The organism is Magnetococcus sp. PR-3, from assembly GCF_036689865.1.
Lineage (GTDB): Bacteria > Pseudomonadota > Magnetococcia > Magnetococcales > Magnetococcaceae > Magnetococcus.
The window spans coordinates 109,391-136,113 of sequence record NZ_JBAHUQ010000001.1; the positions used below are offsets into that span (position 1 = coordinate 109,391).

Below are 26,723 nucleotides of genomic sequence, written 5' to 3' on the forward strand. Positions count from 1 at the left end.
TTATGAATGCCTTAGATCCAGAATTGATGACAGCCCAAGAGCGACTGGATGAGGCCGCACAGATTCTGGCTGCGGGGTTCATTCGCTATCGCCAAAAGCGGGTCGAAAAATCTCTACCAAGAGAGCATAATAGCCTGGATAAGAAGGCCAAACAGAGCGTTCATGTGTCTGAGAAAGTTCTACAAAAAGGAGACGACACATGACCGAAAATGAAAGCGTATTGAGACAGATAACAGCCCTGCCAGAGATGACCGTGGCCGACCTCAAAGCGATGTGGAGAGACCTGTTTGATCAGGAACCACCGCATCATGGCAAACATTATCTGGTGCGCAAGCTGGCCTATCGAATCCAGGAGTTGGCATTCGGTGGTATCAACAAGGCCACAGAGAAGCGGCTGAATGCGTTGGCAAGCGGCAAAAAGCCCCAAAACAAGGCACCCGCCCAGCTCAAACGACAAAACAACGGCTTGAGTCCAGGCACCAAACTGGTGAGGGAGTGGAAGGGCAACGAGTACGTTGTCACTGTTCTAGAGGATGGATTTGAACTCCTTGGTCAGAGATACCGTAGTCTCTCTGGTATTGCCAAGGCGATCACGGGAACCCACTGGTCTGGGAACGCTTTTTTTGGGCTCAAAAAGAGTGAGAAAAAGAAATGAGCGCCACCCCTAAAATCCGATGCGCCATCTACACACGCAAGTCCACAGAAGATGGTTTAGAACAGGATTTCAATAGCTTGGATGCCCAGCGTGAGTCTTGCGCCAATTTTGTCGCTTCCCAACGTCAGGAGGGATGGGTGCTGGTACCGGACCACTATGATGACCCCGCCTATTCAGGGGGAAATCTAGATCGGCCTGCGCTACAACGCCTGCTTCAGGACATTGAGTCAGGTAAGGTTGATTGCATCGTCTGCTATAAGATTGATCGTCTCTCCCGTTCTTTGATGGACTTTGCCAAACTGGTGGAGATTTTCGACCGCCACGAGGTCACCTTTACCAGCGTCACCCAATCCTTCAATACCGCCAACTCCATGGGGCGATTGACCCTCAACATGCTGCTCTCCTTCGCCCAGTACGAGCGAGAGGTTACAGCGGAGCGGATCCGGGATAAATACGCAGCCTCCCGCAAACGGGGTATCTGGATGGGGGGACACCCCCCATTGGGCTATGATGTTAAGGATCGCAAACTTGTCATCAATTCGCAAGAAGCCCAACATATTCACCATATTTTTAATCGATTCATCCAGGTAGGCTCTGCCACTCTGTTGATCAAAGAATTGACCGAGCAGGGCATCACCTCAAAAACACGTCAACTCGCTGATGGTCGGATTAAAGGGGGAAAGCCCATTGATAAAGGCACCCTCTACAAGATTCTCAACAACCGAGTCTACCTGGGAGAGGTGGCCTTCCGAGGGGAGATCTACCCCGGTGAACATGCCCCCATTATTGAACAAGATCTGTGGGACAAGGTGCAGAGTATTCTGAAAAAGAATAAGCGCTCTCGCAGCAACAGCAGTCGCAACCAGAGCCCGGCCCCGCTCAAGGGCATCATTCGTTGTGGTCATTGCAACCGCGCCATGCGGCCTACCCACACCCGCAAGAACGGCATTCAGTACCGCTACTACCTCTGCATGACCGCTTCCAAAAATAGCCATGCCGATTGCCCTTTGGCTTCTGTCTCCGCCCCCCAGGTTGATGAGGGGGTATTCAAGAGGGTTCGCCAGATCATTCAAACACCGGAGATTATCACCCGAGTCTGGCGACAGGCTGCGCACACAGATCCTGACATCCAAGAACAAGATGTCACCATGGCGTTGAAAAAGATCAACCCCATCTGGGATGAGCTTTTCCCCATCGAGCAGAACCGCCTGCTCAGCCTGTTGGTGGAAAATGTCATTCTTACCACTACATCCATGGAGGTAAGGGTCCGTGTCGACGGGATTACCAGTTTGGTAGCGGAACTATCCCCAACACCCCAAATAGAGGAGGCCATTCAATGAAGGTTAAGCTGAGCCAAGACCGCAAAACCATCATTTTTAAAATCCCCATGCGCTTTCATCGTCAGGGCGGCAAACGCATGGTAATCCTGCCAGAGCATGAGCAAGCTCGCCAGGAGATGAGCAATCCCTCCGAGGACCCCATGGTCAACGCCCTGACAAAGGCCCAGAAATGGCAGAAGATGCTGGATAAGAACGAAACTATGACCATTGCCCACCTTGCTGAACGTGAGGGCGTAGAACGCTCTATGATGGCACGGGTCCTACGCCTTACCATCCTGGCCCCAGATATTATCGAAGCGATCCTGGATGGGCGTGTACCAGAGACATTCAGCTTGGAGAGTCTGCGGGAAAGCATCCCACTACTCTGGTCAGAGCAGCGGGAGAAGTGGGGGTTCACAAGCCACCTTTGAATCCCATTCCTACCCGCTTAACCCAATGTTACGCCCCCCTGGACGGAATCATTAAGCCCTATTGCCGTGAAGCAGTGTGATTTCTATTTCCACCACTCGTTGAAAAGCGTAATCTCCTCTTTTACAGTATGATGGGGGTTGGTTGCCTATATTTTGGAACCCCGCAAGGTTTGCTTAACGGATCATGACTGTGATTGCCACCTGCCGACAGCAAAAGCGGAACCTGCTGGAATTCGTTGAGTCGGCACTGCGAACGGTTACTGTAAAGTTTCTGAAAGCCGTTGCTATATCATCTGCTTTGTCTAGGTAGAGTTCAGTGGCCTTTGCCGCGAAAGAAAATCTCCAGGGAAACAAACCATGCCTAAGAACCGTTTAAATCTTACGCGAGATTTTTCAATTCGAACCATTATAAGTGTCATCATCATATTGATATTGTTGGTAGTGTTTTACAGGCAGATCACGATGGACTCTCTGATCAGCCAAGAGACCCGAAACAATAGTGAGTTGACCAATAATCTCTCACAGGACTTATGGCCAGAATACGCTAAATTTCTGAGTTCGGCGTCGTCCATTCCCCGTAAAGATCTGTTGCTTCACCCCAACTTCAAAGATTTGAACCATTCCATTCAACAGCGCTTACGTGGTTTGCGTGTATTGAAGATTAAAATATACGATCTGCAAGGGGTTACTGTTTACTCCACGTTACAAGAACAGATAGGGGACAATCGGTGGGATAATGCGGGGTTTCAATCCGCGTTATCCGGGGTCCCTCTGAGTGATGTTTCTTTCAAAAATGAAATGGATACAATTGAAGGTACGGTGACTAATCGGCACTACGTATACACATACGCTCCCATTCAGAGAAGTCCTGAAGATCAGGTGGAGGGGGTTTTTGAGGTTTATTCCGATGTGACCCACCTACACAATGAAATCAATCGTACAGGGTATGTGATTACAGGAGGGGTTATCTTTTCGCTGGCGGCCTTTTATCTTTTTCTGCTTTTCTTGATCAAAAGAGCCGATCGGTTGATTCACCAGCACCAAGAGACCGAAAATCAACTTCAGGAAGAGCGTATGCTCTTTCAAGTCAGGCATGACAAATTGACAGGCCTTTCTAACCGTTCGCATATGCTAGAGCTCGTAGAGCAGGCTTTGCACCGATCACGAAGAACAGATAAAGCCTTAGCGGTCTTGCAGATCAATCTCGCCCGTTTTCGTCCAATTAATGAAACCATGGGGCATGAAGTCGGTGATCAAATCATCAAAAAGTCCGCAGTGCGCATGGTTAAGAGCATGCGTAATGGTGACATACTGGGTCGGTTGGAAGGAGATCTTTTTCTGCAACTGATGGAAGGCATTACAGACTCCAAGGAGGTTGCGAATCGGGCAAATCGTCTATTGGAAGATTTCCAGGAACCGCTCCTTATGAATGAAAAAGAGTTCGTGATGACGCCCAGCATCGGTATCGCCCTCTTTCCTTCCGATGCTCAAAAAGCTGAGACCCTGTTGGAGTCGTCTGGGGCAGCTGCTTTGAAAGCAACCAAGGAAGGACGCAACTGTTATGTATTTTATACAGATGCGCTCAATGCCAGTTCACGTGAGCGTATAGAACTTGAAATGGGGTTGCGAAAAGCACTGCAGGCTAATGAGTTTGAACTGCATTATCAACCACGAATCAGCCCAATGAACAAGCGTGTCATTGGTTGCGAGGCTCTGATTCGTTGGCGTCGTGGAGAGCATGAGTTAATGTTTCCCGACCAGTTCGTGAAGCTGTTAGAGGAGTCAGATCTTATTATTCCTGTTGGTACTTGGGTGCTAGGTGAAGCATGTCGTCAATGTTACGCTTGGCATAAGATGGGTTTGAAGGGGTTAAGGGTCTCTGTTAATCTCTCTTTGCGCCAATTCAAATCAAATGATCTACCGGACGTGATCGAACAAACGCTACAGAAAACCGGTTTGGCTGCCCAATATCTTGAAGTTGAAGTGACGGAAAGCTTGATGGCAGAGGAGTTGGAACGAGTTATCGAACTGTTGCAGCGCATTAAACGGCTTGGCGTGATGATCTCTCTTGATGATTTTGGTACGGGCTACTCCTCCCTAAGTCATCTGATGAACTTCCCTGTAGACCATCTGAAGATTGATCGGGCATTTGTTCAGGATGTCACGCATAACTCCCAACACGCGGCATTGACCAGTGCCATTATAGCAATGGCGAGAAGTCTAAATATGGGGGTCGTTGTTGAGGGAGTTGAAGACTCGGAGCAGCAAAAGTTCCTGGAGCAGTATGCCTGTGAAGAGCAACAAGGCTATTTCTACGCAAAACCCCTTCCTGCCAAAGATTTCCCAACAGCAGTAGAGGATATTAAACGACGGCTCAGGAGTTGATCTCGACACCTGTAGCTCCAAAAGAATGTCTTCCACATTGAAATTACAGCTATTTTCTTCTCACTGTGTGATGCAGCTTGGACGGAAAATTGAGCTCTTTGACAATTGAGATAACCACCGTCAGACACAAAACTCCCCATTAATTCAAGACCATTGGGGAGTTGGTGGACCATTTCATTACCTCAGAAGACAAGTTGGTAATTTCCTCAGTTTTCAACTGTGGGTAATATCAGCCCCCTGCAAAGGGGTGGTCCATCAAAGGTTTAAGTAACTCTCTGGCGTATTGGCCAGGGCTGTGGCCGGAAGCTCTTTAACCACCTTGTAGTTTTTATGGTCTTGGAACTCAGCAAGGTTAATCAACTGTTCTGAAGCACGGGGTGCCTGACCGCGATCACTGACAACGCGTATTACGGGAAAAAGTAGGGCATCTCGATTAGTCAACGCCACAACTGCTACGGCACCGCTGGCCAACTGTAGTACGGTACCAACCGGGTAGACCCCAATGCAGCGTATAAATTCCTCTACAATGCCTCGATCATACTTCTTTTCACTAAGTGCCAATAGGTGTCTTAAGCCTGCTTTAGGATCCCGAAGGGTCTCTTTTTGATGGGTTGCATTGTAGTGGTCAAAAGCATCCACAATGGCAGAGGCGCGTCCTTCCCAACTTAGTTGGTTGGCCTTAATGCCTTTAGGATAACCGCTGCCATCAAGGTGCTCATGATGTTGGGCAACCACATCGGCCAGTTCAGGCTTTAACTGGCCATGACGCTGCATAATGGTTACCGATAGCTCAACATGGGAGCGGCGAATAAGGGCATCGCGTTTTGAGCTGGGTTGCCCAAGGCGGGCGATCTCTTCGGGAAGTTTGGCAAAACCGATATCGTGTAACATACCGATGGCACCAATGTCCTGAATCTCCTGTTCGCTCTTGCCTTGCCGTTTGTAAAGTGCCATCAGGTAGACTGCTACATTGATGGAGTGGCTGAAAATGCGGTCATGTTTGCGGGTTAGGGTGGCAAGGCTTAAAAGGCTAAACTCATCTTCAACAATAGAGCTTACCATGCCTTTAACAGCAGAGCGCATACTGAGGATATCCACCCCATCCCCTTGACGAATACGTTGAATCGCTTTGGAAACGGTGCTTTTTGCTTGTCCGACCAATGCCACAGCTTCACGCATGTGGTTCCAACGCTTGGTCATATTTGGTGTCGGAAGTTTGGCCGCCAAAGCCTCTTCATCTGCCTCATGCCCCAGGGCATTGATCTGTTCTAGAAGTAACGCCTCAGCGGATTTTTGCTGTGCCAAAACGGCCCCCCATTCATTTCGGTGTAACCCATGTAACAGATTGATTATTTACTGATTAATAAACTAAATTAGTCTGTGCCAAACTTCTGGTCAACTGCAAAGTTGTGTTGTTTTTATTATACAAGAAGAAGGAGGATAATAAAGTCTGCGCCAGTCATACGATTTGGCGTCCGTCAAACACGCTCCCAGTCACGAATTTCGCCATCAATAAGCTCAAACATGGGATGCAACTCTGGCATGGGGACCTCCTTGATGGCTTCGTAATGATCTGGTGTACGTGTTTGTGTTTTGCGCAGGAAGTGCTGCCACTCGTAGAGTACTTGTCCTTCTGTTTCCTGGATCATGCCGCCCCAACTCTCCTGCACAATACGACCAGCATCAAAGTTGTAACCTCGGTTGACGGCTTCCTGCTGAACAATACGCAGATAATCAGCCACTGCACCCACAGGGTCTGATAGCTCTTTGAACCGCTGGAGTTGTGGATGGTTAGTATATCCCTTGGTTAGCCCTCGCAAGACTTTCTGAGCCAAGAGAGTTTCACGCCAAAGAGCAACCAGCCCCTTGGCATCCAAATATTTCGGGTGAATGGTCCAAATGCGCATGGAGAAACCCTCTTTCGAGAAAAATGGATGCTGCTTGATCTTACAGGTCTTTATGGCTACGCAACCTCAAAATAAGAAGTTACCGCTGATATGCTGAGAGGTCGGGGGCCTACCCCGACCTCTCAGATCTTTTTCTGAAAGTTTCAGAACTCTCTGTTTTGGGAGGGTTTTCACGAGGTCGCCTTTCATTCCTACCAGCTTTTGGCTGTACAAAAGAAACTTCAAACCCTGAAATATCAGCATTTTCTGTAAAACTATGTTTCAGTGAGGAAATCAGAGAGAGGTCGGGGTGCGAGGTCGGGGTGGTCGCCGACCTCACGTTTTTGAGAGAAACGGCAATTTGAGAGAGATTCGGCAGAAATTGAGAGGGGCCGACCTCGGGCCAGAGAGTGAGCTACCCAGCGGGGTATACCCCTAACCCTTGGAATCATTAGCAAATTACGGGCACAAAAAAACCGGCTCAGAGGCCGGTTTTTCGTCGGAGAATCCTCTCCGCAGGTATCTTGGTGGAGCCAGGCGGGATCGAACCGCCGACCTCTTGAATGCCATTCAAGCGCTCTCCCAGCTGAGCTATGGCCCCTTACTCTAGGAAACAAAAAGGCCGCTCAAGGGAGTGGCCTTTTTTATTGTCACGAACTGCTACGGGCTCGGTACTGATGATATGGTGGAGCTAGGCGGGATCGAACCGCCGACCTCTTGAATGCCATTCAAGCGCTCTCCCAGCTGAGCTATAGCCCCATATGCATCGAGAAATCGAATATTAGACAGTTTCCCCCACAGGGTCAACCGTTTTTTTTGACGGAAAAATTATTTTTCCTGATACTTCACTGATCCAACTGAATTTAAAATACTTTAATGTATTCTAAAGCCCTTATACACCCCTATAATTGATCGACTGAAGGCCCTATTCCCTGATCATGAAGGGCTGACCTGACACACCACCAGCAAGAACCGTGTTAAGGCCCTGGATTTTTCCGGCAAACCTGTTAGCTTATCCTCTTTAGATTATTTGTATTGTTAAGTGCTGCCATCCCTATAAAGTGTGGTCAGTAGCTATGGAGAATCGAGATTGATTCAACCCTCGTTTGAAGATTTCCAGGCACTTACAGCCAAAGGAAACCTAATCCCCATTTATCGTGAAATTATGGCGGATCTGGATACCCCTGTAACGGCCTATATGAAAATTGCCGCCCAGAGCAAATACAGCTTTTTGCTGGAATCCGTCCAGGGTGGTGAAAAATGGGGGCGCTACTGCCTAATTGGCGTTCAACCTAAGGCACTGTTTGAGGCACGGGGTAAGCAGATTAAACTGCACAATTTACGTACCGGTGAGATTACCGAAAGTCAAAGTGACAACCCAACCTTTGCTCTACGGGATCTAATGAACACCCATCAACCAGTACCGACCGATGACCTGCCCTGTTTTGGGGGGGCTGTGGGTTATCTGGGTTATGACACGGTACGCTATTACGAGCAAATTCCCGATGAAAACCCAGACACATTGGGCACCCCCGACACCCTGTTTATGCTAACAGATCAACTGCTTGTTTTTGATAATCTTTACAACAACATCAAAGTGGTGGTTAATGTACACTTGACTGAAGGTGTCGATGCAAGGGCCAGCTATGATGCTGCTTGTAAACGGGTTGATGAGTTGGTTACCCTTCTTCGTGCACCCACACCACCCCAAGCAGAAACCAAAACTGAAAACCCCATCACCGAAGCTGATTTCACCTCGGAGATGACTCAAGAAGCCTTTGAAGAGGCGGTGCGTAAAGGTAAAGAGTATATCTTTGCTGGAGATATCATGCAGGTTGTGCTTTCCCAGCGCATGTCTGTCCCTTTTAAACAAGACCCTGTTGCGCTCTACCGTGCATTGCGCATGACCAACCCCTCCCCTTACCTGTTCTTACTTAATATGGGTGAGTTCTCACTGGTTGGATCAAGCCCGGAAATTCTGGTTCGGCAAGAAAAAGGTATTGCGACTCTACGCCCCATTGCGGGCACCCGCCCCCGTGGCAAGGATGAGACAGAGGATCTGGCTCTGGAAGAGGAGCTATTGGCCGACCCCAAAGAGCGCGCTGAACATATTATGTTGGTGGATTTGGGACGTAACGATATTGGCCGCATTGCAGAAATAGGCACAGTCAAAGTTACAGAACAGTTTATTATTGAGCGCTACAGCCACGTCATGCACATCGTCTCCAACGTAGAAGGAGAGTTACGCAAAGAGCTTGACGCCTACGACGTTGTGGCCGCGACTTTTCCGGCAGGCACCCTAAGTGGCGCCCCCAAAATTCGCGCCATGGAGATTATTGATGAGCTGGAAGTCTCCCGCCGCGGGCCCTACGGTGGTGCTGTTGGGTATTTTGGTTATACCGGCTACATGGATCTGGCTATTGCCATCCGTACCGCGGTCATCAAAGATGAACGCCTCTATATTCAAGCCGGTGCTGGTGTGGTTGCAGACTCTGTACCGACCAAAGAGTATGAAGAGACCATGAATAAGGGCCGTGCCATGTTCCGTGCGGTTGAAAAAGTCCAACGGGGTCTGGAGTAATACCATGCTGTTGATGATCGATAACTATGACTCCTTCACCTTTAATGTGGTGCAATATTTTGGCGAGCTGGGTGCCCAAGTTGAAGTACACCGTAATGACCAGATTACGGTTTCGGAGATCGAAAAACTAAACCCCTCTCGTATCTGTATTTCACCTGGGCCTTGCACCCCGAGCCAAGCAGGGGTGAGCATAGAAACCATACTCCATTTTGCCGATCGATTACCCATTTTGGGCATCTGCCTGGGGCATCAATCCATGGGGCAGGCTTTTGGTGGTAAGGTCATCCGCGCACCTTATGTCATGCATGGCAAAACATCAGACATCACCCATGATAATCAGGGAGTCTTTAGAGGATTGTCTAATCCACTAACCACCACCCGTTATCACTCCCTGATCGTAGAGCGGGCCTCCCTCCCCGACTGTTTAGAAATTAGCGCCGAAACAGAAGATGGGTTGATCATGGGGTTGAGACATAAAACCCTACCCCTGGAGGGGGTGCAGTTCCATCCAGAATCCATCTTGACCCATCAGGGACATGAGCTACTGAAAAACTTCTTGGAGATGTAAGCATGTCGATTCAACAGACGATAGCCCAGGTAGTAGATGGCAAAGACCTTTCTCAAGAAGAGGCCTATGAGGCGATGCGGGCCGTGATGTCAGGTGACTGCACAGATGCCCAAATTGGCGCCCTGCTCACCGCACTGCGTATGAAAGGGGAAACGGTTGAAGAGATCGCCGGTGCTGCTCAGGCTATGCGAGAAAAAGCTCTGAAGGTCACCGCAGAGGGATCGGTTGTTGATACCTGCGGGACAGGTGGAGATGCTTCTGGAACCTTTAACATCTCCACAACGGTCGCCTTTGTCGTTGCTGCCAGCGGTGTTACCGTCGCCAAACACGGTAACCGCTCCATCACTTCCAAAAGTGGATCTGCTGATGTACTGAAGGCTCTTGGTGTTAATATTGAGGCCGACACATCGGTCGTAGAGACCTGTTTAGCCCGATGTGGCATCGGCTTTTTGTTTGCCGTTAAACATCACGGTGCGATGAAACATGCCATTGGCCCTCGTAAAGAGTTGGCCATGCGTACCATTTTCAATCTTCTCGGTCCACTGACCAACCCCGCGGGTGCCCCCCATCAGTTAATCGGTGTATTTGATGGCAAGTGGGCAGAACCCATGGCCCGTGTGCTCGGCCGTTTGGGTTCTAAACGCGCCATGGTTGCCCATGGTCATGATGGTTTAGATGAGATCACCATCACCACCACCACCCAGATTGCAGAGCTGAAAGAGGATGGCTCGGTTGTCAACTACACATTGGATCCTCGCGATTATGGCCTCTCTTTGGCCAGTATGGATGAGCTTAAAGGGGGGGATGCCGATGAGAATGCTGCGATCACTCGTGGGGTTTTAAGTGGTGCAGAGCAAGGTGCTAAACGGGACATTGTGGTCTTAAATGCTGCAGCGGCACTCTACATCTCAGGCATGGCACAAAATATTGAGTCCGGCAAAGAGATGGCCGAACAGGCCATTGATAGTGGCCGCGCGTTAAAGCGACTGGAAATGTTGGCGGAGACCTCCAACGTCTTACCAGAATAACACAGCACCCAATTACAGACCATAAGGCCAGAGCCGCGCGCTAAACGGCTCTGGCCTTTGCTTGCATATCGTCTACAGCCCTACCACCCCATACCTTTTATGGCAGAGCCCTCCAGCTCTTGCATCAAGGTTTAGCCCACCATTCTAAAGCACGTGACATAGATAGATCAGCTCAGATGTAAGCCACATTTCGCCCTTCCCCATGCACGGACCTGCTTCAATCATCCTCACGCCTTACACGATATTTTAATCTCGGCTCATCATTTTAGAGCATACGGTCGCTAAAGCAGGCTTAACCCTTTGATAGACAGCGCATAGTCGCGCGACGCTAATTCCAATAACCAGCATCAAGCAGGCTTTACGGTACATCCCAACCCTAGGGATTAGAATTTTTTACAGCCATACAGGTCATGGTGGATCTAACACAGCACGGTCATCAGCCGCCCTTTTTTGCTTATCATCCGCACCTTGTATAAATTTTACTTATCATCCCATGTGCAATAGGTATAATACAGGCTTTCTCCCTACCTTTTCTAATACACCGGATGTTAAATATGGTCATCCCAAGCAGCACCCTTGAGAGCAGACAGCTGGGGCAAATTCGTCATAACCCTGAGAACAGCACGACACAGGAGCGTCGACGTCGTTCTTTGATGGAGCATTTACATATGTTCCGCGGTATTAAGGATGAACGCGTTTTAGATATTTTACAAAGCTGCCCGGTTTATCAGTTTGAGAAGGAAACCGTACTCCTGCACCAAGGTGAGGTAAATCATAACGTCTACCTGGTACTAAGTGGGGAGATTAAGGTTCTGCTGGATGAAACGGATGAAGAGCAACATATAATGATACCGGCCGGTAAATGTGTGGGGGATATGTCTGTGCTCGATGCACAGCCCGTCTCGGCTCAAGTCGTTGCCTGTGCAGGTGCGCGTATTGTTGAGATGAACCATGAAGTTTTTTTTAATGACATGCTGACCATACCGGGTGTGGCGAAAAACATGCTCATGGAGCAGATGAAACGGGTACGCCGCTCTAATGCCACAGTACTATCCAAACGAGAAAAAGAGTTGCGCTTGGAGCAGCTTGAACAGGAGCTGAGCATTGCTGGGCAGATCCAGAACAGTGTTTTGCCACACACCTTTCCCTCTTTAGAGCTTTGGCCTTGGCTGAGCATTGCAGCCCATATGATTCCTGCACGGGATATTGGTGGTGATCTCTATGATATTTTTGCCTTAGACGAACACCGCCTGTTTATTCAGGTTGGTGATGTAAGTGGCAAAGGCGTCCCTGCTGCACTCCATATGATGCGCACTTCAGCACTGTTTCAAGTGGCTGCCCGCACCGAGCACTCGCCCTTGGCATGCCTGCAACATCTCAACACGCCCCTCAAAGAGAGCTCACCCAGCTTTATGTTTGTTACCGCTTTTTGTGCCATTTTTGATGTCCGCACAGGCGAAATAACCTATGCCAATGCTGCGCACCTTCCCCCAGTCATTAAGAAAAAAGATGGCTCTACCCATTTCATCGACATGCAGGGTGGTATGGTTCTAGGCATTTTAGATCAGCCAGATTTTAGCACAGGCTGCTTTACCTTGAACGAAGGCGAGAGCCTTGTTCTTTATAGTGATGGTGTAACGGAAGCAATGAATGCACAAGAAGAGATGTTTGAGGATTCACGACTTTTACAAGCCCTGGAAAAAACAGAACATTGTGGTGCTCAACACCTTGTAGACCAACTATTCAGTCAAGTACAGAGCTTTGCCAATGGTTTTACTCAATCTGATGACATTACCGTTGTCGCCCTTCACAGAGGTCAACAATAACCCAGTAAACGCCCACCCCCACCCACCGGTGCACCCTGCCCTATATTCTGGCGGAGAATCTGTTCATTGATGGACTCATCCATACAACGCGCTCCGCCATCATACACGCCTCACAACATCCACCTGACCATACATGCAAACCGGATGTATACGCTTAGACGCGCTGACCATGCTTATACAAAGCAACTTGCTGGATCAACGCTTCAGCCGTATGGTTCGTTTTCAGTTGCTTTAATCCCGTTATGAGTTTGGACAGTTTCTGCTGCTGGGCGCATCCATCCCCACGGCAAGGCGTACACTTGGTCATCACTTGCTGTTGATCATTTAAGCGGGGCAGATGATCAAATGCTTTCATAAGGCTTAATTTACTGCCGTAAGATCCTTGATCGTCCTTCAGGCGGCGTAACAATTCCGTTTTCAATTGAATAATAGAGCCCTGTTCATTTTTACAAACCTTCATAATACGACCCCTATATAAGCGGTTCACCATTCATTCACATAATTATCTTATAGCATGACGAATAATGCTTGTAAAGATTTTCTCACACCTGCATAACTATTTTCACACCTCTCTAATACCTCAACAAACATAAAAGAACTATTTTACAGGCAACACACAGACAAGAACAGACACTTATTACTTGATATTATATATAGTTATAACAGCTTTACAGGGGTTTGTTTACATGGCTCAGAGCGCCGCTTTCTAACAGTACAGCCAATGCTTTACTCAGTGACTCACCTCCATTGCCAGGGTCAACCGTTGAAACAGCCTTTGAAAGCGACCATCCAAGTAGTATGTTCTCTACGACATTGCCTTGATCAAGAGCTAGATCATACACCGTAATAGTACTACATGGTCTGACCAACAAGAGATATTGAGGATCGTTAGACCATGGCAAAGCGGGATAAGGATCTGATGTGATCACTGCCTGCCTCAATACTTGATAAGCATCCCATACAGACACGGAGAGCTTAATCAAACGGGTTGCTGGGTGCGGCTGAAAACTCAGCGCGTCATACTGGTCAGGGTTAATCCCCTGCAAAGCCTTTAGAGAGAGAGGTTCCGCATCTGCGGCATAGAGCACCTGCTGCCAAACCCACTCCAACTCGGCCAAGGCCGCCAACCAGGGATAGGCGTTGGTGTGTGGATATTCATGGCGAAGGAAAACATGAAAATAGTCTCCATAATGCGCAAGAACAGGCTGCTTAGGAGGATGAAGTGCGATATAAGCACGGCACGCCATATCTGCATTACTCTGCCCCATAGCAACCATGCAGGCAGGAAAAGTGGCCTGCAGCACATCCATTAAAGATTGAAGATAGTTGGCTTTAAACATTTCAAGCCGTTTACGGTATGGGTCTGCCACAACATGTGGCGGAGGCCCACCCTCTAAGAGATAAGCACCCATTGCACGCTGCCACTCAGACAGTGGAGATGGAATAGGCATGGTTGCTTCCTTTTAACGGTTTGACAGGGGTGGAAAAACAGGCGGTTAACTGGTGCGCAGTAGCAAGCAGAGACTCAACACTGGGAAGATTGGTATCCCACTCCAATAACACAGGTCGGGGACCAAACTGAGCCAAGCGCTTCTGGAGATAGGCCACCACCTCTTCACATGGGGCACAACCATGATCATCCAAGAGATAAGATTCCCCATCATGGTATTGCGTTCGATGCCCAGCAACATGGATTTCACCCACATATCGATCTTCAATCGCTTCAAAATAGGCCTCAACATTTAAGCCAAGGTTATGGCCACTCACCACGACATTGTTGATGTCGAGCAACACGCCACACCCTGTTTTGGCACAGAGTGCATTCATAAACTCCGGCTCTTCCCGTTCATCACACCGGTTAAAACTGATGTAACGAGATGGGTTTTCGATCAACAGCGTTCGGCCCAAATATTCTTGCGCAACATCAATATGACGCGCGACGACCGCCAACGCCTCATCATCATACGGTAAGGGTAGAAGATCATTATAATAGACCCCCTCAAACATGGACCATGATAGATGCTCAGAGATCAAAGCAGGTTCATAGCGATCTATAAATTGCTTCAGGCGGGATAAATGCGCGCGGTCGATATCATCTGATCGCCCGAGAGAGAGCCCAACGCCATGGGCACTGATGGGATAGTGACAACGCAGTTCATCCAAGCGGGCTAAACGCGCGCCACCCGCAACCATGTAGTTTTCGGGGTGAACTTCAATCCACCCCACAGCTGACGTCTCCACGGGAAAAGTTTGGGCATGCACCTCCCGATAGCCCACCCCGACCCACGATGTAGGGGGATATGCCGTAAGGCAGCTTTTTTCCACCTTACGGACATCACCCAACCTCTGAGAAAAACTACTGTTTAATATCGGGGTTAATGCCATTAAACGGCTCCAGTTTACCTTTCATCTGAACACATTTGACAGCATCCATCTCCTTCCACTCATCTCCCGAATAATCTTTAATGGCCTTACCTGCGCACATATGGGTTCCACTGGCATTACCACAATCATTTTCTCCAGCTTTGGCCACGCCAAAACACTTTACTCCAGCCTCAGCCGTCCCAGTAACCGCACCACTGGCGGCCAAAGCCAAAGCTCCCGCAAAAACCACTGCTGCTGCACTATGTTTTTTCTCATTCATGCTGCACCTCCCTAATACGTCTACACACATAACATTGATACCCACGATAGAGGACCATATCAATACTGTTTCGGTGCATGTGACAGAGGAAAGTTCTAGAAAAAAAGATGGGGGTGGATAAACAAAACTAATATTACGGGTGTTTAGACACACCACAATCCAAGTTAAAACACAGAACAGAACAAGAGAAGGCGTGCCAACATTGGGCAAAAAAGGTCCACAGTACACGCGATGGAACAGGCAGGCGACACAGCATAGATTTTAAGAAAGAAGAAGAATTCAGCCAATAACCCAAGATAGAAACAAACAACAGATCACTCATGGAATGATCGAAGATTTAATGATCAGCATGTGATGAATAGATATGGATGATTGGCCACCACCGCCATACAACACAGCCTATTCCGTTTTTTAAGCATACGAGCTTTGATCAAACAAATCCGGCACCCGACCCTCAAAGCTCCTGAACGATACAACAGCACAGACCCAGCCCACACAACCGATCCAAACTAAAGACCAAACCAACAAACAGAGCCTGCTCTTTATCACTCTCACACACCAAGAGCCCCCAAAGAAACATGGCTCAGCCAACCCATAAGCCTATAGTTATCAAACAGCTATTAGAATAGCTTGACCATCCTACCCCTGAATAACCAGCATAAAATCAGGTCGGTGTGCCTTAGGCAAGAGAGTCCCCCAACAAAAGATCCACCGGTTGGAGCCACAGCTAAACCTATACCATCAGACTTAAACCAACAGATGGTTTAGCCAAGCACCAGCTTAATCCCCACCAACAACAGAAACAGACCAAACCCTTTTTTCAATTTCACCGCATCCATGCCATGGGCCAACTTCACCCCAAATGGGGTTGTAATCAGGGTCGCCGCAATAATGCTTAAAAACACCGGCCAAGCGATAAAACCCACACCCCAGGGGGGTAAATTGGCCACCCCCTGCCCAGCTTGAACAAAACCAACCGTCCCGAACAGGGCCAAAACCAACCCCATGGCCGAAGAGGTCGCCACAGCCCGTTGCATGGGCAAGTCAAACAGCAGACTTAAAGTCGGTACCGACAAGGTCCCCCCACCAATACCAAAGAGACTACTAATGCCACCAATAAGCCCCCCCATAACCGGGCGGCTCCACCGGGGCCAGTGATGACCGACACCACCCCCATCTTTTTTGGCGGTTAGCATCTTAATGCCAACCAAAACTTCAAACAGCCCAAAAAGCATACGGAGCTGATCGCCCTCCATCCATGCGGCCAACCATGCCCCACTCCACGCCCCCAACAACAGCCCCGGTGCAAACCAACGCACCATAGGCCATAACACGGCATTCCGCTTATGGTGGTGCCACGTTGCGGAAAGATTGGTCACAATAATGGTCGCCAAGGAGGTTGCAACCGCCATCTGCATAACAACCGTCGCATCCACACCATGCCACACAAAAAGCAGTAGCAGCGTTGGCACCAAAATAATGCCTCCGCCCACCCCAAACAGACCAGCAATGACACCAGCTAGCAAACCCGCACACGCGGAGGCAATAATGAGCGTTAACATAACGTCATAATCCAAAACAGGGAAAGATTTGGCCTAACAGCCAAGGGTGAACAACAGGAGGTCAAGTAAGCAACACACCAGCAAACCGGTTAGATACGCCATGGTGAGAAGAGGAGAGACAAGCTCTTGGATACATCACAACCTAAAAGAGAACAACAGCCTGTTAAAGACCCAGTACCTCTTTGGCCAGGGGCACCGTGATAGGCCGCTGCTGGCGTAGGGCTTCTTTATCCAGCCGCTCAATGGTCCGTGCGAACTCAGGCACCTGCCGGGGTAAACGCATTAACAAAAAATGCCGCACCGCTTCACTCAAACGAAGCTGACGATCAGAAGCCAGTTTATCCATAATGGCATCCAGCGAGGCTTCATCTGGTTCATCAATGTGCAGTACCGGACCCCACAACAATCTGGAGCGCAGATCATCCCGTAACCCAGCCATACTGCTGGGATCTATACGCCCTGCCCCCAGCAAATGACCACCCACGGCACGTAGACGGTTGTATAGATAGAGCACCCCCTCTTGCAAAGCCGGGGTTCCCTCCAACAGCTCCAACTCATCAATGGCCGCTAAACGGCAACGGCCATAACGGTCAATAAAGCGAGAGAGCAACGCTTCACTATGCTCTTTAGGTTGATTGGCCAGATGTTTAGAAAGGGTCGCCAAATCCAGATAAACCGCACTCTGCTCCCCATGCTCTAAGCGAACCGACGCCACCGCAGCCTGCAAGAGATGGCTCTTCCCCACCCCGGCATCTCCGGTTAGGATTAAGCCAGGAACTGTAGCGGCCTGCAGTTGACGCACTCCATTGGCCGCAATGGCGTTATGATCCCCAACGACCAGATTCTCCCAAGAGAGAACAGGGTCCAATGGAAAAGCAATTAGGAGCTGTGCAGGAGTTTGGTCCATTATTCCTGTCCACCAAAAAAGCCTGTGGTTACCCCACGGTCTTCTGCCCGATGGGTCCAAGACCAGATATAGGCAAAGCCTGAACTGACCGTTGTCAATAAGACCACCCACACCATGATATCTGTTACACCCACAAACCAACCATAACTACTATGGGCCATAACAACCCCTAACAAAACGATCTGTGCAACTGTGTTAAGCTTGCTGATCCACAACGGTTCGATTTTCAGATCTCCTGTTAAAATCTGATAAACAATCGCCCCACCTACAATGACCAAATCGCGTGTAATCACCAGCAAAGTTAACCACAACGGAACCATATGGCTCCAGGCAAGAACAACAAAGCCGGCAATCAACAGTAACTTGTCAGCAATAGGGTCTAGATAGCCCCCAAGCTCTGTCACCTGGTCCCATTTTTTTGCCAAGTAACCATCCAGCGCATCGGTCACACCCGCAATCACAAAAATCCACAACGCCCACTCTGCATAGCCCTTTATCATGCACCATATAAAGATGGGCACCATAAAGATACGTGCGAACGAGAGTAGATTCGGCACATTCATCCCCCGCGACTCCCACTACGGGCGAAGGGATTATTAAAAGGTCCAGGGAAGGTTAATGGCTTTAAAGTCCAATACCCTTCCGACAGTTTAACTTGCCAGCCAGCCTTAATAATGCCCCGTTGCAAGCTACTGTCTTCACCTTGATAATCCAACTCCAAAACGGCCCCGCGGTTGGTCAGGCCACTAACACGTAAAGCGGCAACACCCGCCTGCTCTTTAAGCACGTGGGTTAGCTCGGCATATTTTTTAAGATCCATACGGTGCTCAACCTGCAACACCACCCGATGGCGCATGGTAGAGCGGGTGGCGTGTTTGGCAATCCACCCTTCTTGATGTTGGCGGATTAACTGTGTAGCGATCTGTTCCGCATGGCAGCGCTGGGCATCTTCCGCATCCGCGGCATACCCGGTGGTCTGCCCCAGTTTTTGCTGGGCTGAGAGCCCGCTGCCCCCATGAATAACCTGCCCCTGACTTTGAAAAAAAGGTGCATCAAATTCATCCACAGGTGGATTACGGTACACTTGGCCATTCACCATCCAGACATGACCAACCCCATAGCGCTGGCTCACCCACCGGTAGAGCCAGGGATCACCAGACATCACCTTCTCGGGTTTTAGGTTAACCATATCCACGGTATCCCCCAACGGGGTAAAAATTTGCATGCCTATACGCTGACCGTGATATTGAATGGCTTCTATCAAGGCACGGTCAAAGGGGGCTACCTTCTCGTTATCCCGCTCCATGGTAATAAGCAATATGGGGGGAAAAGGCACCTCTGAGTAGTGTACGCCCTGACCATCCAACCGACTACGGATCTGATCACGGGAGAAGGTAACGGTCAGGGTTAAATCTACGGCGCTGCCGTCGGGTTGCCATTTTTCACTGTTAACCGTTACCCGTTTGATCAGCTTGTCGACCTCTTTACGCAGCTCAAACAGATATTTTTTCTGCTCTTGGCGTTCACTTTGCCCGATCATACGGCTAAAGAGACGATTAAGGGCAGCCCGTTTACCCCGCCACAACCCCACAGAACGCGGATTACTGGCCCTTTTGGGTAGCGGCAACTTGACCCGCACACGGATATTTTCTACCTGATAGACTGAAAGTGCCTGCTGCTGAGCTTGGGCAGAGGGCATGACAGCCAAGGCAAAAACCAGACAAATGAGGGCAAGAAGGCCCTTTTTTGGGATAGAATTGATCAAGAACATGCGCTTCCGGTTCTTCATATAGTGGAATCGTGTTGCGAGAGCCTAAGACGCGGCTTATAATCCCCCGCAAGCCAACGCAGACATTGACCTGTTCCCCACAATTTTTAGGTTGTGGTGCATACAAGTTAATGTCGAAGGCTTTATAGTACCTTCCTGTATCCACACAACAAAGGCTAAAACGGATCTTTCCATGGCCCAAAATAAAGAGACCACCCCCTCCACTGGCATGACCTACCGTGATGCAGGTGTTGATATTGATGCTGGTAACCGCTTGGTCTCCATGATCAAGCGCTCTGTTGCATCGACCCATCGCCCAGAAGTTCGTAGTGATCTGGGGGGCTTTGGTGCCCTGTTTGATCTGGACACCTCTAAGTATGAAGATCCTGTTTTGGTCTCAGCTACCGACGGTGTTGGCACCAAACTTAAGCTGGCCTTTCTCTCCGGCAAGCATGACACGGTCGGCATTGATCTGGTGGCCATGTCGGTCAATGATCTGGTTGTACAGGGTGCAGAGCCTCTGTTTTTTCTTGATTATTTTGCCTGTGGAAAGCTCTCACCAGAGACAGCAGCCACTGTGGTTGATGGTATAGCCACAGGGTGCAAACAGTCCGGTTGTGCTTTGATCGGTGGTGAGACGGCAGAAATGCCCGGCTTCTATGAAGAGGGTGAATATGATCTGGCAGGCTTTGCCGTGGGTGCTGTCGATAAAAAGAATATTATCGACGGTACAAAAATTGGCCCTGGTGACGCGATTATTGGACTGGCCTCTTCTGGCCCCCACTCCAATGGCTACTCACTGATTCGTAAATTGGTCCTGGGGGATAACGGCCCAGGACTGGATGCCGATTTTAATGGCCAAACACTGGGTGAAGCCCTGCTAACCCCCACCCATATCTATGTTTTACCTCTATTAGATGTGGCCAAAGACCACACCATTCATGGCTTGGTACACATAACCGGTGGTGGCTATTGGGAGAATATTCCCCGTATTCTGCCTGAAGGGTGCCGGGCCTTGATGAAGCGTGATAGCTGGCAGCAGCCTGAAATCTTCAACTTACTACAGAAGCTGGGCAACATTGCAGAAGATGAGATGTTGCGCACCTTCAACTGTGGCTTGGGTATGCTGGCTATTGTACCTGGAGATCAAGCCGACAGTGCCCTGGCCAAACTGCGTGCCGCTGGTGAAACAGCTGAGATCGTTGGTGAGATCACCCCTTGTGCTGAGGGTGAAGAGAAGGTGGTGATCCTGTGAGTGAAGCGCCTTTTCGCATCGGCATACTCATCTCAGGCTCCGGCAGTAACTTACAAGCCATTATAGATGGGGTCAAAAGTGGTTTTATACCTGCTGAAATTGCTGTGGTCATCAGTAATAAAGCAGATGCCTACGGCCTAACCCGTGCTAAAGAGGCGGGTATAGAGACCCTGGTTGTAGACCATAAGGCTTATGATGGGCGCACGGCCTTTGAGCATGAGCTCATTCGCGCCTTGGATGATGCAGGTGTTCAACTGGTCTGCTTGGCGGGCTTCATGCGGGTTTTGACGCCACTGTTTGTACGCCACTATCTTGGCCGCCTTATTAATATCCACCCCTCTTTACTGCCCTCGTTTACCGGATTGCATGTACAACAGCGCGCCATTGATGCCGGTGTACGCTTTAGTGGCTGCACGGTCCACTTTGTGGAAGAAGAGGTGGATGCAGGGCCCATCATCACACAGGCCGTCGTACCGGTTCTGCCGCAAGACCGTGAAGAGGACTTGGCCAAACGTATTTTGGCCCAAGAGCACACACTCTACCCTTGGGCTGTAAAGCTCTATGTCGAAGGGCGCATTCAAGTCAAAAACCGCATGGTTCATGTGACCGATGCGCAGTGGGGGGAAAACGAAGCCCTCATTGGCCCCCAAGCTGGCCAATAGTCAAAACCAAAAAACGCAACCCATGAGGTTGCGTTTTTTGGTTTCTGATCACCAGTAAGCCAAGAGACCCACCAGCCCCCCCTTAAGACAAGATGAGCCGACCAGGTTTGCTCCATCGTGGCCGCTTACGCCCCACCCCTGCCATCAACCAAAGCCTCCATGACGTGGTAACCCAGAGCCTGTTGCAAGGTCTCCCACACCTGTTTATCGGATGTGCCATAGAGATAGAGCACTTGCACCCCACCCCCTGCCACACGAACCCGGGTTCGGTTCGCGTCCACCGAGACTTTAATGCGCATACTGCCGCCACGCCCACCTTTTGGGTCAATAGGACCAGGGTGTGGTTTAAACCCAGCACGTATGAGCGCAACAGAGACTTTTCGGGCATGGGACGTCAATGTGGTATGTCGGGTCCCACGACGCCCCATTTAGACATCCGATGCGTAAGGGGCTAAAACCTGATGCAAACTTGCTTCGGTTACATCATCCACCACCACCGCAGCACCCATTTGTGTGGGGAGTACAAAGCGCATCTGCCCAGCCACCACCTTTTTATCGCGCCCCATGGCATCCAAATAAGCGGCCATGGGCTGCTTTTGCGCCGGGAACTCAGGTAGGCCCGCCCGGAGAATTAACTCTCGAACACGGCTGACAAAGGGCTTATCCACCATACCGCGGATCAAGCTCATCTCTGCCGCCATGATCATCCCCATACCCACCGCTTCACCATGTAAGTTTTCTCCATAACCTGCCAAATTTTCAATGGCATGGCCAAAGGTATGGCCTAGGTTTAACAGGGCACGCACACCTGATTCCCGTTCATCTTGCGCCACCACCTCAGCCTTAATGGCACAGCAACGGTATACCACCGATGCCAGCACTTCATATTCAAGATGAACCAGCGGTGATAAATCAGATTCCAGCAGGCTGTAGAGGGCTTCATCCCAAATAATGCCATATTTAATCACCTCAGCCAGACCCGCCAAAAGCTCCCGTTTTGGTAGGGTCTTCAACGTGGCCAGATCCATCAGCACAAGTTTGGGTTGGTAGAACGCACCAATCAGGTTCTTACCCAGAGCATGGTTAATACCGGTCTTTCCCCCCACAGAGCTATCCACCTGGGAAAGCAGCGTGGTTGGTACCTGGATATAGGGCACCCCGCGTAATAAGGAGGCCGCAGCATACCCCGCCATATCCCCTACAACACCGCCACCAAGCGCGACAATAGCCCCGCTCCGCTCAAACTTCGCCCCGATTAAGGCATCAAAAATCAGATTAAGGGTTTCCCAATTTTTATACCGCTCCCCATCTGGAAGTATAACGGGAACCACCTCAAAACCAGCCGCTTCCAAACTTTCAATGGTACGCTCGGCATAGAGAGGCGCCACCGTTTCATTGGTGACCAAACCAATTTGGTGACCTTTGAGTATTGGCTTTAATCGGCTCCCCAAGCTCTCCAGAAGACCGTCACCTATAACAATATCATAACTGCGTTCTCCCAGATCCAGGGAGAGGGTTTCACGAACCGGCATGGTCAGCTCTCAAGGGTAGATGGTGTATGATCAATGGGCCCGCACAATCTGTAACGGCCCTTTTTTCTGGGTTTGCAACTGCCAGCCGTACTGATCCAGCAGTTGGGCCAGGGCTCGATGAGCCGGTGTACTGCTCAGAGTGACATCTTCAATTTTTGGCTGTAATAGCTCTAAACCACGGATATCCAAGGCGGCACGTTGGGCCAAAAAATAAACCGCCTCCGACAAAGGGGTTTGGATAAATTGATAGCTGGCTTGTGGAAAATGAGCAACCGATGATTTCATCCAGGCACTATGGTAGGGCTGTTTGCTCAACGTCAACTGGTATCGACCATCCCGTCTGTCCAGCCGCCAATGTAGGTTGGCATTTTTTAAGGTAACGGCCAACCGAACCCCTTCATCATGGGTACCCAATTGTGCCTGTTTAACCCATGGATCTTCAATACGGGGCAAAACCACCTGGGCATGCAGCGTGTTCGGCCAATCCACCACCAAGGTTGCCGAGTCCGCCAACCAGTTTACTTGAGGTTCAGGAAGTCGGGATGCTCCGCCAAGAAACAGATGCCACGCCGCTTCGTCATACTGGATCTCTAGATGACTCAACTCTATGAGTGTGCTCTGCAGAGCTTGTGGCCACCGAACCCAAAGCCCTTTTTCTGCCATCACCACTTCAGGGGGCTGCTCTCCATTTAAGGGTAAAATACGCACGCCTTGCCCACTCCACTGCAGCTGTGCTTTGAAGTGGGGCGCCATTTTGGGTGGCTTAATGGTATTCCAAATGGCCGCTTGGCATCGTAAGGTAACACCTCCAGCGGGCCAACCTTGTAAAATTTGGCAACGTTGGGGGTGTTCTTGCAGGGCACCAACAGGAATAAAGAGTTGATGCATGCCATTTTTATGCTCATCCAAACGCGCTTGAGCCCCCCATGAGGGTAGCGTAAGCAAAAAAATCACGCCAAATAGGATAATCTGGGCCCAAACACACGGCCTGACCTTTTGGAATAGCTTTATAAACGGTAAACTATCCATTTTTGAGTACCCTTTGTTAGTTGGGGGTGCGCAATGGGACAGTGGATTTCACGCAAACGGAACGGCGAATACTCCCCATGCCGGAAAATCATACAGACAAGGGTGCACCGAAAAAAGGTGCGGTGAAACCAAAACGTAAATCCAGCTGGGTATGGCGCTGGTTTAAACGTCTTTTTGTACTGGGGTTACTCCTCTCCCTGGCAGGCGGTATTTACGGTTGGTCCATCTATCTTAAGTTCTCTAAAGATCTGCCGACGCTACGCAGTTTAGAGGAGTACCACCCCTCTTTGGTGACACGGGTGTATGCCCGAGACTACCGGTTGATGGGGGAGTTTTATATTGAGCGGCGGAAGTTTATTCCCATTAAAGATGTGCCGCCTATGCTCATTAACGCTTTTTTAGCAACAGAAGATGCTCGTTTTTACAGCCATTTTGGCCTGGACCCTGTCGGCATTGTCCGGGCTTTCATCACCAACATGAAAGCCGGTCGGGTGGTCCAGGGCGCCTCCACCATCACCCAGCAGGTGGCAAAAACATTTTTACTCACAGCCGAGCGTAGTTATACACGAAAAATTAAAGAGGCCATCCTAGCCCTGCGTATTGAAGAGTCCCTCACCAAACAGGAGATCCTTGAACTCTACATCAACCAGATCTATCTGGGTGCAGGCGCTTACGGGGTTAGCTCCGCAGCACGTATTTATTTCAATAAAGATGTCTCAGAGTTGACCATTGCCCAGATGGCGATGCTTGCCGCTCTGCCTAAGGCCCCTTCCCGCTATTCACCATGGCGCTACAAAACGCGGGCAAAAAAACGACAACGGGCTGTTTTACAGCGCATGTATGATGTTGGCCACATCAACCGTGAGCAAGCCAAAGCAGAGGTCTCACGCCCCTTGGATCTGGCCCGTCCTCAGGTTCCCTTAGAACAGGTTGCTCCACACTATTTGGAACATGTACGCCGCACCTTGCAAGAGGAGTGGGGATCCTACCGTCTCTACCGAGGGGGGCTGGATGTCTACACCACCCTGGATCCCACCCTACAGGTCGCCGCTCAGCAAGCGGTAAGAGATGGTCTGGTCGCGTACAGTAAACGCCACGGTTACATGGGCCCCATCGGCACCATTGAGAACCTGGATCAAACCGCCATGGCCAAATGGCTCAAAAAGGTGGAGAAGGATCCTGTCACCACTCAGGGCTTTGTCAAAGCGGTGGTGCTTGAAATTCCTAAAGAGGGGCCTGCTAAAATTATGTTGGCCAAAGGGCATAGTTTTGACCTGCCCTTTTCTGGTGTTGAATGGGCACGTCCACGCACCGAGAAAAAGCTAAGACCCGGCCGAAAGATCAAAAAAATCAGTGATCTTTTACAGGTAGGAGACATCATTTTAGTGGATCTAAAACCTGTACTCAAACCGGACCCGCATAACCCTGGTGAACTTATTCCAGGTCATCAAGCCATTTTGGCCCAGGAGCCGGATGCCGAAGCTGCGCTCATCAGTATGGACCCCCACACCGGGCAGATCATTGCCATGGTGGGTGGCTATGACTTTAGCCGGAGTGAATACAACCGAGCGACCCAATCCAAACGTCTACCGGGCTCAGCTTACAAACCCTTTTTGTATGCCGCAGCCTTGGCCAATGGCTATAATCCAGCCACCCGTATTGATGACTCCCCCATCCCCATTGTCTATCATGATGGCGTGACCGGAGAGCGTAAAATATGGAAAGCTGAAAACTATGAAAAACGCTTTCATGGACCCACAACACTCCGGGTGGCGTTAGAACACTCCCGAAACCTTGTGACCATTCGACTGATGAAAAACCTGGGGGTCAAAAAGGTCGTTCCTTTTGTGCAAAAGTTTGGGTTGCGTATTCCAGAATCCAGACGCGACCTCTCCATCTCCCTGGGTACCATGAACTACTCCCCCATGCAGATGGCCCAAGCCTATGCAGCCTTCCCTAATGGCGGTAAATTGGTGGAACCGGTCTATATTGCACGCGTCCAAGATAGGTATGGACGTACCATCCACCGTCATGGTGGGGGGGACTGCCTGTTGTGCCATAAAGAGACGGAACGCTCTATTACCGACATGCTGCAAGGCCGTAAAACCGATTTACCCAAAGGCCATGAAAACATGTTTGGGGAGCAGGTTATGGACCCCAAAGTCGCCTACCAGGTAACCAGTATGCTTAAAGGGGTGGTCAGCCATGGTACGGGGCGCCGTGCCCGGGTCATTAAACGTCCCCTCGCCGGTAAAACAGGGACCACCAACGATCTACGCGATGCCTGGTTCCTTGGGTATAGCCCCTCCTTGGTTACCTCTGTTTGGGTAGGCCGGGATGATTACAAGACCCTTGGCTATAAAGAAACAGGCTCTAAGGCAGCGCTACCGATCTGGACCAACTATATGCAAGCAGCCCTTAAAGATCGGCCCGTGGTAGATTTTCCCGTCCCGGCGGGCATCTATCTGGAATCTGTAGATGGTCATGACGGCGGTCCTGTGACCGACAGCACCAAACGGGTGGTATTAGAAGCCTTTAAACCGGATGATCGCACCGTGCGGGCCAAGGAGCTTCGTCAACGCCGCAGCCCTGCTCGCCACCGTGGACAAACATTAAACCAAGGCTCAACATCTCAAACCGGAGGATCACCGGGTATCTCTATACCTTCTGGTCTTTATTAATAGG

General features: G+C 49.9%; 25 protein-coding genes and 2 tRNA genes. 12 read left to right on the forward strand and 15 right to left on the reverse strand.

Features of this window, described 5'->3' with window-relative positions; translation table 11 throughout:
- Window positions 1–2: 2 nt before the first annotated feature.
- The 5 genes from V5T57_RS00440 to V5T57_RS00460 all read left to right on the forward strand — a co-directional run bounded on the left by V5T57_RS00440 (window position 3) and on the right by V5T57_RS00460 (window position 4,790).
- Window positions 3–203: a hypothetical protein gene (locus tag V5T57_RS00440; RefSeq protein WP_332889175.1), complete on the forward strand. Its 201-nt coding sequence runs from the start codon at window positions 3–5 to the stop codon at window positions 201–203.
- Window positions 200–655 carry a DUF2924 domain-containing protein gene (locus V5T57_RS00445; protein WP_332889176.1) on the forward strand — a complete coding sequence of 152 codons (456 nt, stop codon included), beginning with the start codon at window positions 200–202 and terminating at the stop codon, window positions 653–655. Before V5T57_RS00440 ends, V5T57_RS00445 begins: the two co-directional genes overlap by 4 nt.
- Window positions 652–1,995 carry a recombinase family protein gene (locus tag V5T57_RS00450; protein ID WP_332889177.1) on the forward strand — a complete coding sequence of 448 codons (1,344 nt, stop codon included), beginning with the start codon at window positions 652–654 and terminating at the stop codon, window positions 1,993–1,995. The genes V5T57_RS00445 and V5T57_RS00450 overlap by 4 nt, the downstream gene beginning before the upstream one ends.
- Window positions 1,992–2,405: a ParB-like helix-turn-helix domain-containing protein gene (locus V5T57_RS00455; protein ID WP_332889178.1), complete on the forward strand. Its 414-nt coding sequence runs from the start codon at window positions 1,992–1,994 to the stop codon at window positions 2,403–2,405. Before V5T57_RS00450 ends, V5T57_RS00455 begins: the two co-directional genes overlap by 4 nt.
- Window positions 2,406–2,762: 357 nt before the next feature.
- Window positions 2,763–4,790 (forward strand): putative bifunctional diguanylate cyclase/phosphodiesterase, encoded by a 2,028-nt coding sequence (locus tag V5T57_RS00460; protein ID WP_332889179.1) that lies wholly within the window; start codon window positions 2,763–2,765, stop codon window positions 4,788–4,790.
- Window positions 4,791–5,045: 255 nt separating this feature from the next.
- On the opposite strand, the gene V5T57_RS00465 is transcribed toward V5T57_RS00460, so the two are convergent.
- The 4 genes from V5T57_RS00465 to V5T57_RS00480 form a co-directional block, all read right to left on the reverse strand.
- The gene (locus V5T57_RS00465) at window positions 5,046–6,095 is read right to left on the reverse strand and encodes an HD-GYP domain-containing protein (RefSeq protein WP_332889180.1); all 1,050 of its coding nucleotides are present in this window, start codon (window positions 6,093–6,095) and stop codon (window positions 5,046–5,048) included.
- Between the two features lie 173 nt (window positions 6,096–6,268).
- Complete coding sequence (locus V5T57_RS00470) at window positions 6,269–6,697, reverse strand: pyrimidine dimer DNA glycosylase/endonuclease V (RefSeq protein ID WP_332889181.1); 429 nt, start codon at window positions 6,695–6,697, stop codon at window positions 6,269–6,271.
- Between the two features lie 504 nt (window positions 6,698–7,201).
- A tRNA-Ala gene (locus tag V5T57_RS00475) sits at window positions 7,202–7,277 on the reverse strand.
- 82 nt (window positions 7,278–7,359) lie between these two features.
- A tRNA-Ala gene (locus tag V5T57_RS00480) sits at window positions 7,360–7,435 on the reverse strand.
- 331 nt (window positions 7,436–7,766) lie between these two features.
- On the opposite strand from V5T57_RS00480, the gene trpE reads away from it, so the two are divergent.
- The 4 genes from trpE to V5T57_RS00500 all read left to right on the forward strand — a co-directional run bounded on the left by trpE (window position 7,767) and on the right by V5T57_RS00500 (window position 12,679).
- Window positions 7,767–9,257 (forward strand): anthranilate synthase component I, encoded by a 1,491-nt coding sequence (gene trpE, locus V5T57_RS00485; protein WP_332889182.1) that lies wholly within the window; start codon window positions 7,767–7,769, stop codon window positions 9,255–9,257.
- Window positions 9,258–9,261: 4 nt separating this feature from the next.
- Window positions 9,262–9,825: an anthranilate synthase component II gene (locus tag V5T57_RS00490; RefSeq protein ID WP_332889183.1), complete on the forward strand. Its 564-nt coding sequence runs from the start codon at window positions 9,262–9,264 to the stop codon at window positions 9,823–9,825.
- Between the two features lie 2 nt (window positions 9,826–9,827).
- Entirely contained in the window at window positions 9,828–10,853 is a 1,026-nt protein-coding gene (gene trpD / locus V5T57_RS00495; protein ID WP_332889184.1) for an anthranilate phosphoribosyltransferase, read from the forward strand.
- A 554-nt stretch (window positions 10,854–11,407) separates the two neighbouring features.
- Window positions 11,408–12,679 (forward strand): SpoIIE family protein phosphatase, encoded by a 1,272-nt coding sequence (locus tag V5T57_RS00500; RefSeq protein WP_332889185.1) that lies wholly within the window; start codon window positions 11,408–11,410, stop codon window positions 12,677–12,679.
- A 154-nt stretch (window positions 12,680–12,833) separates the two neighbouring features.
- Here V5T57_RS00500 and V5T57_RS00505 read toward each other — a convergent pair whose 3' ends face one another.
- The 8 genes from V5T57_RS00505 to V5T57_RS00540 form a co-directional block, all read right to left on the reverse strand.
- Window positions 12,834–13,139, reverse strand: coding sequence for a hypothetical protein (locus V5T57_RS00505; protein ID WP_332889186.1), 306 nt, complete (start codon window positions 13,137–13,139; stop codon window positions 12,834–12,836).
- Window positions 13,140–13,347: 208 nt separating this feature from the next.
- Window positions 13,348–14,130, reverse strand: coding sequence for an HvfC/BufC family peptide modification chaperone (locus tag V5T57_RS00510; protein WP_332889187.1), 783 nt, complete (start codon window positions 14,128–14,130; stop codon window positions 13,348–13,350).
- Window positions 14,105–15,064, reverse strand: a complete 960-nt coding sequence (bufB, locus tag V5T57_RS00515; protein ID WP_332889188.1) for an MNIO family bufferin maturase — start codon at window positions 15,062–15,064, stop codon at window positions 14,105–14,107. Before bufB ends, V5T57_RS00510 begins: the two co-directional genes overlap by 26 nt.
- Window positions 15,036–15,323, reverse strand: a complete 288-nt coding sequence (locus tag V5T57_RS00520) for a BufA1 family periplasmic bufferin-type metallophore (protein WP_332889189.1) — start codon at window positions 15,321–15,323, stop codon at window positions 15,036–15,038. Before V5T57_RS00520 ends, bufB begins: the two co-directional genes overlap by 29 nt.
- 764 nt (window positions 15,324–16,087) lie before the next feature.
- On the reverse strand, window positions 16,088–16,885 hold the full coding sequence (locus V5T57_RS00525) for a sulfite exporter TauE/SafE family protein (RefSeq protein ID WP_332889190.1): 798 nt from the start codon (window positions 16,883–16,885) through the stop codon (window positions 16,088–16,090).
- 163 nt (window positions 16,886–17,048) lie between these two features.
- On the reverse strand, window positions 17,049–17,792 hold the full coding sequence (locus tag V5T57_RS00530; protein WP_332889191.1) for a DnaA/Hda family protein: 744 nt from the start codon (window positions 17,790–17,792) through the stop codon (window positions 17,049–17,051).
- Window positions 17,792–18,355 (reverse strand): CDP-alcohol phosphatidyltransferase family protein, encoded by a 564-nt coding sequence (locus tag V5T57_RS00535; protein ID WP_332889192.1) that lies wholly within the window; start codon window positions 18,353–18,355, stop codon window positions 17,792–17,794. Before V5T57_RS00535 ends, V5T57_RS00530 begins: the two co-directional genes overlap by 1 nt.
- Window positions 18,352–19,500, reverse strand: a complete 1,149-nt coding sequence (locus V5T57_RS00540; RefSeq protein ID WP_503660749.1) for a hypothetical protein — start codon at window positions 19,498–19,500, stop codon at window positions 18,352–18,354. Before V5T57_RS00540 ends, V5T57_RS00535 begins: the two co-directional genes overlap by 4 nt.
- 253 nt (window positions 19,501–19,753) lie before the next feature.
- Between V5T57_RS00540 and purM the strand changes: the two genes are divergently transcribed.
- Both purM and purN read left to right on the forward strand, forming a co-directional pair.
- Complete coding sequence (purM, locus tag V5T57_RS00545) at window positions 19,754–20,815, forward strand: phosphoribosylformylglycinamidine cyclo-ligase (protein WP_332889193.1); 1,062 nt, start codon at window positions 19,754–19,756, stop codon at window positions 20,813–20,815.
- The gene (gene purN / locus V5T57_RS00550) at window positions 20,812–21,477 is read left to right on the forward strand and encodes a phosphoribosylglycinamide formyltransferase (protein ID WP_332889194.1); all 666 of its coding nucleotides are present in this window, start codon (window positions 20,812–20,814) and stop codon (window positions 21,475–21,477) included. Before purM ends, purN begins: the two co-directional genes overlap by 4 nt.
- A 125-nt stretch (window positions 21,478–21,602) precedes the next feature.
- Here purN and V5T57_RS00555 read toward each other — a convergent pair whose 3' ends face one another.
- The 3 genes from V5T57_RS00555 to V5T57_RS00565 are packed head-to-tail and all read right to left on the reverse strand — an operon-like array spanning window position 21,603 to window position 23,954.
- Complete coding sequence (locus V5T57_RS00555) at window positions 21,603–21,905, reverse strand: hypothetical protein (RefSeq protein ID WP_332889195.1); 303 nt, start codon at window positions 21,903–21,905, stop codon at window positions 21,603–21,605.
- Window positions 21,906–23,009, reverse strand: a complete 1,104-nt coding sequence (gene aroB / locus V5T57_RS00560) for a 3-dehydroquinate synthase (protein WP_332889196.1) — start codon at window positions 23,007–23,009, stop codon at window positions 21,906–21,908.
- Between the two features lie 30 nt (window positions 23,010–23,039).
- Window positions 23,040–23,954, reverse strand: a complete 915-nt coding sequence (locus V5T57_RS00565) for a hypothetical protein (RefSeq protein WP_332889197.1) — start codon at window positions 23,952–23,954, stop codon at window positions 23,040–23,042.
- Window positions 23,955–24,115: 161 nt separating this feature from the next.
- On the opposite strand from V5T57_RS00565, the gene V5T57_RS00570 reads away from it, so the two are divergent.
- Complete coding sequence (locus V5T57_RS00570; RefSeq protein ID WP_332889198.1) at window positions 24,116–26,719, forward strand: penicillin-binding protein 1A; 2,604 nt, start codon at window positions 24,116–24,118, stop codon at window positions 26,717–26,719.
- Window positions 26,720–26,723: the final 4 nt, after the last annotated feature.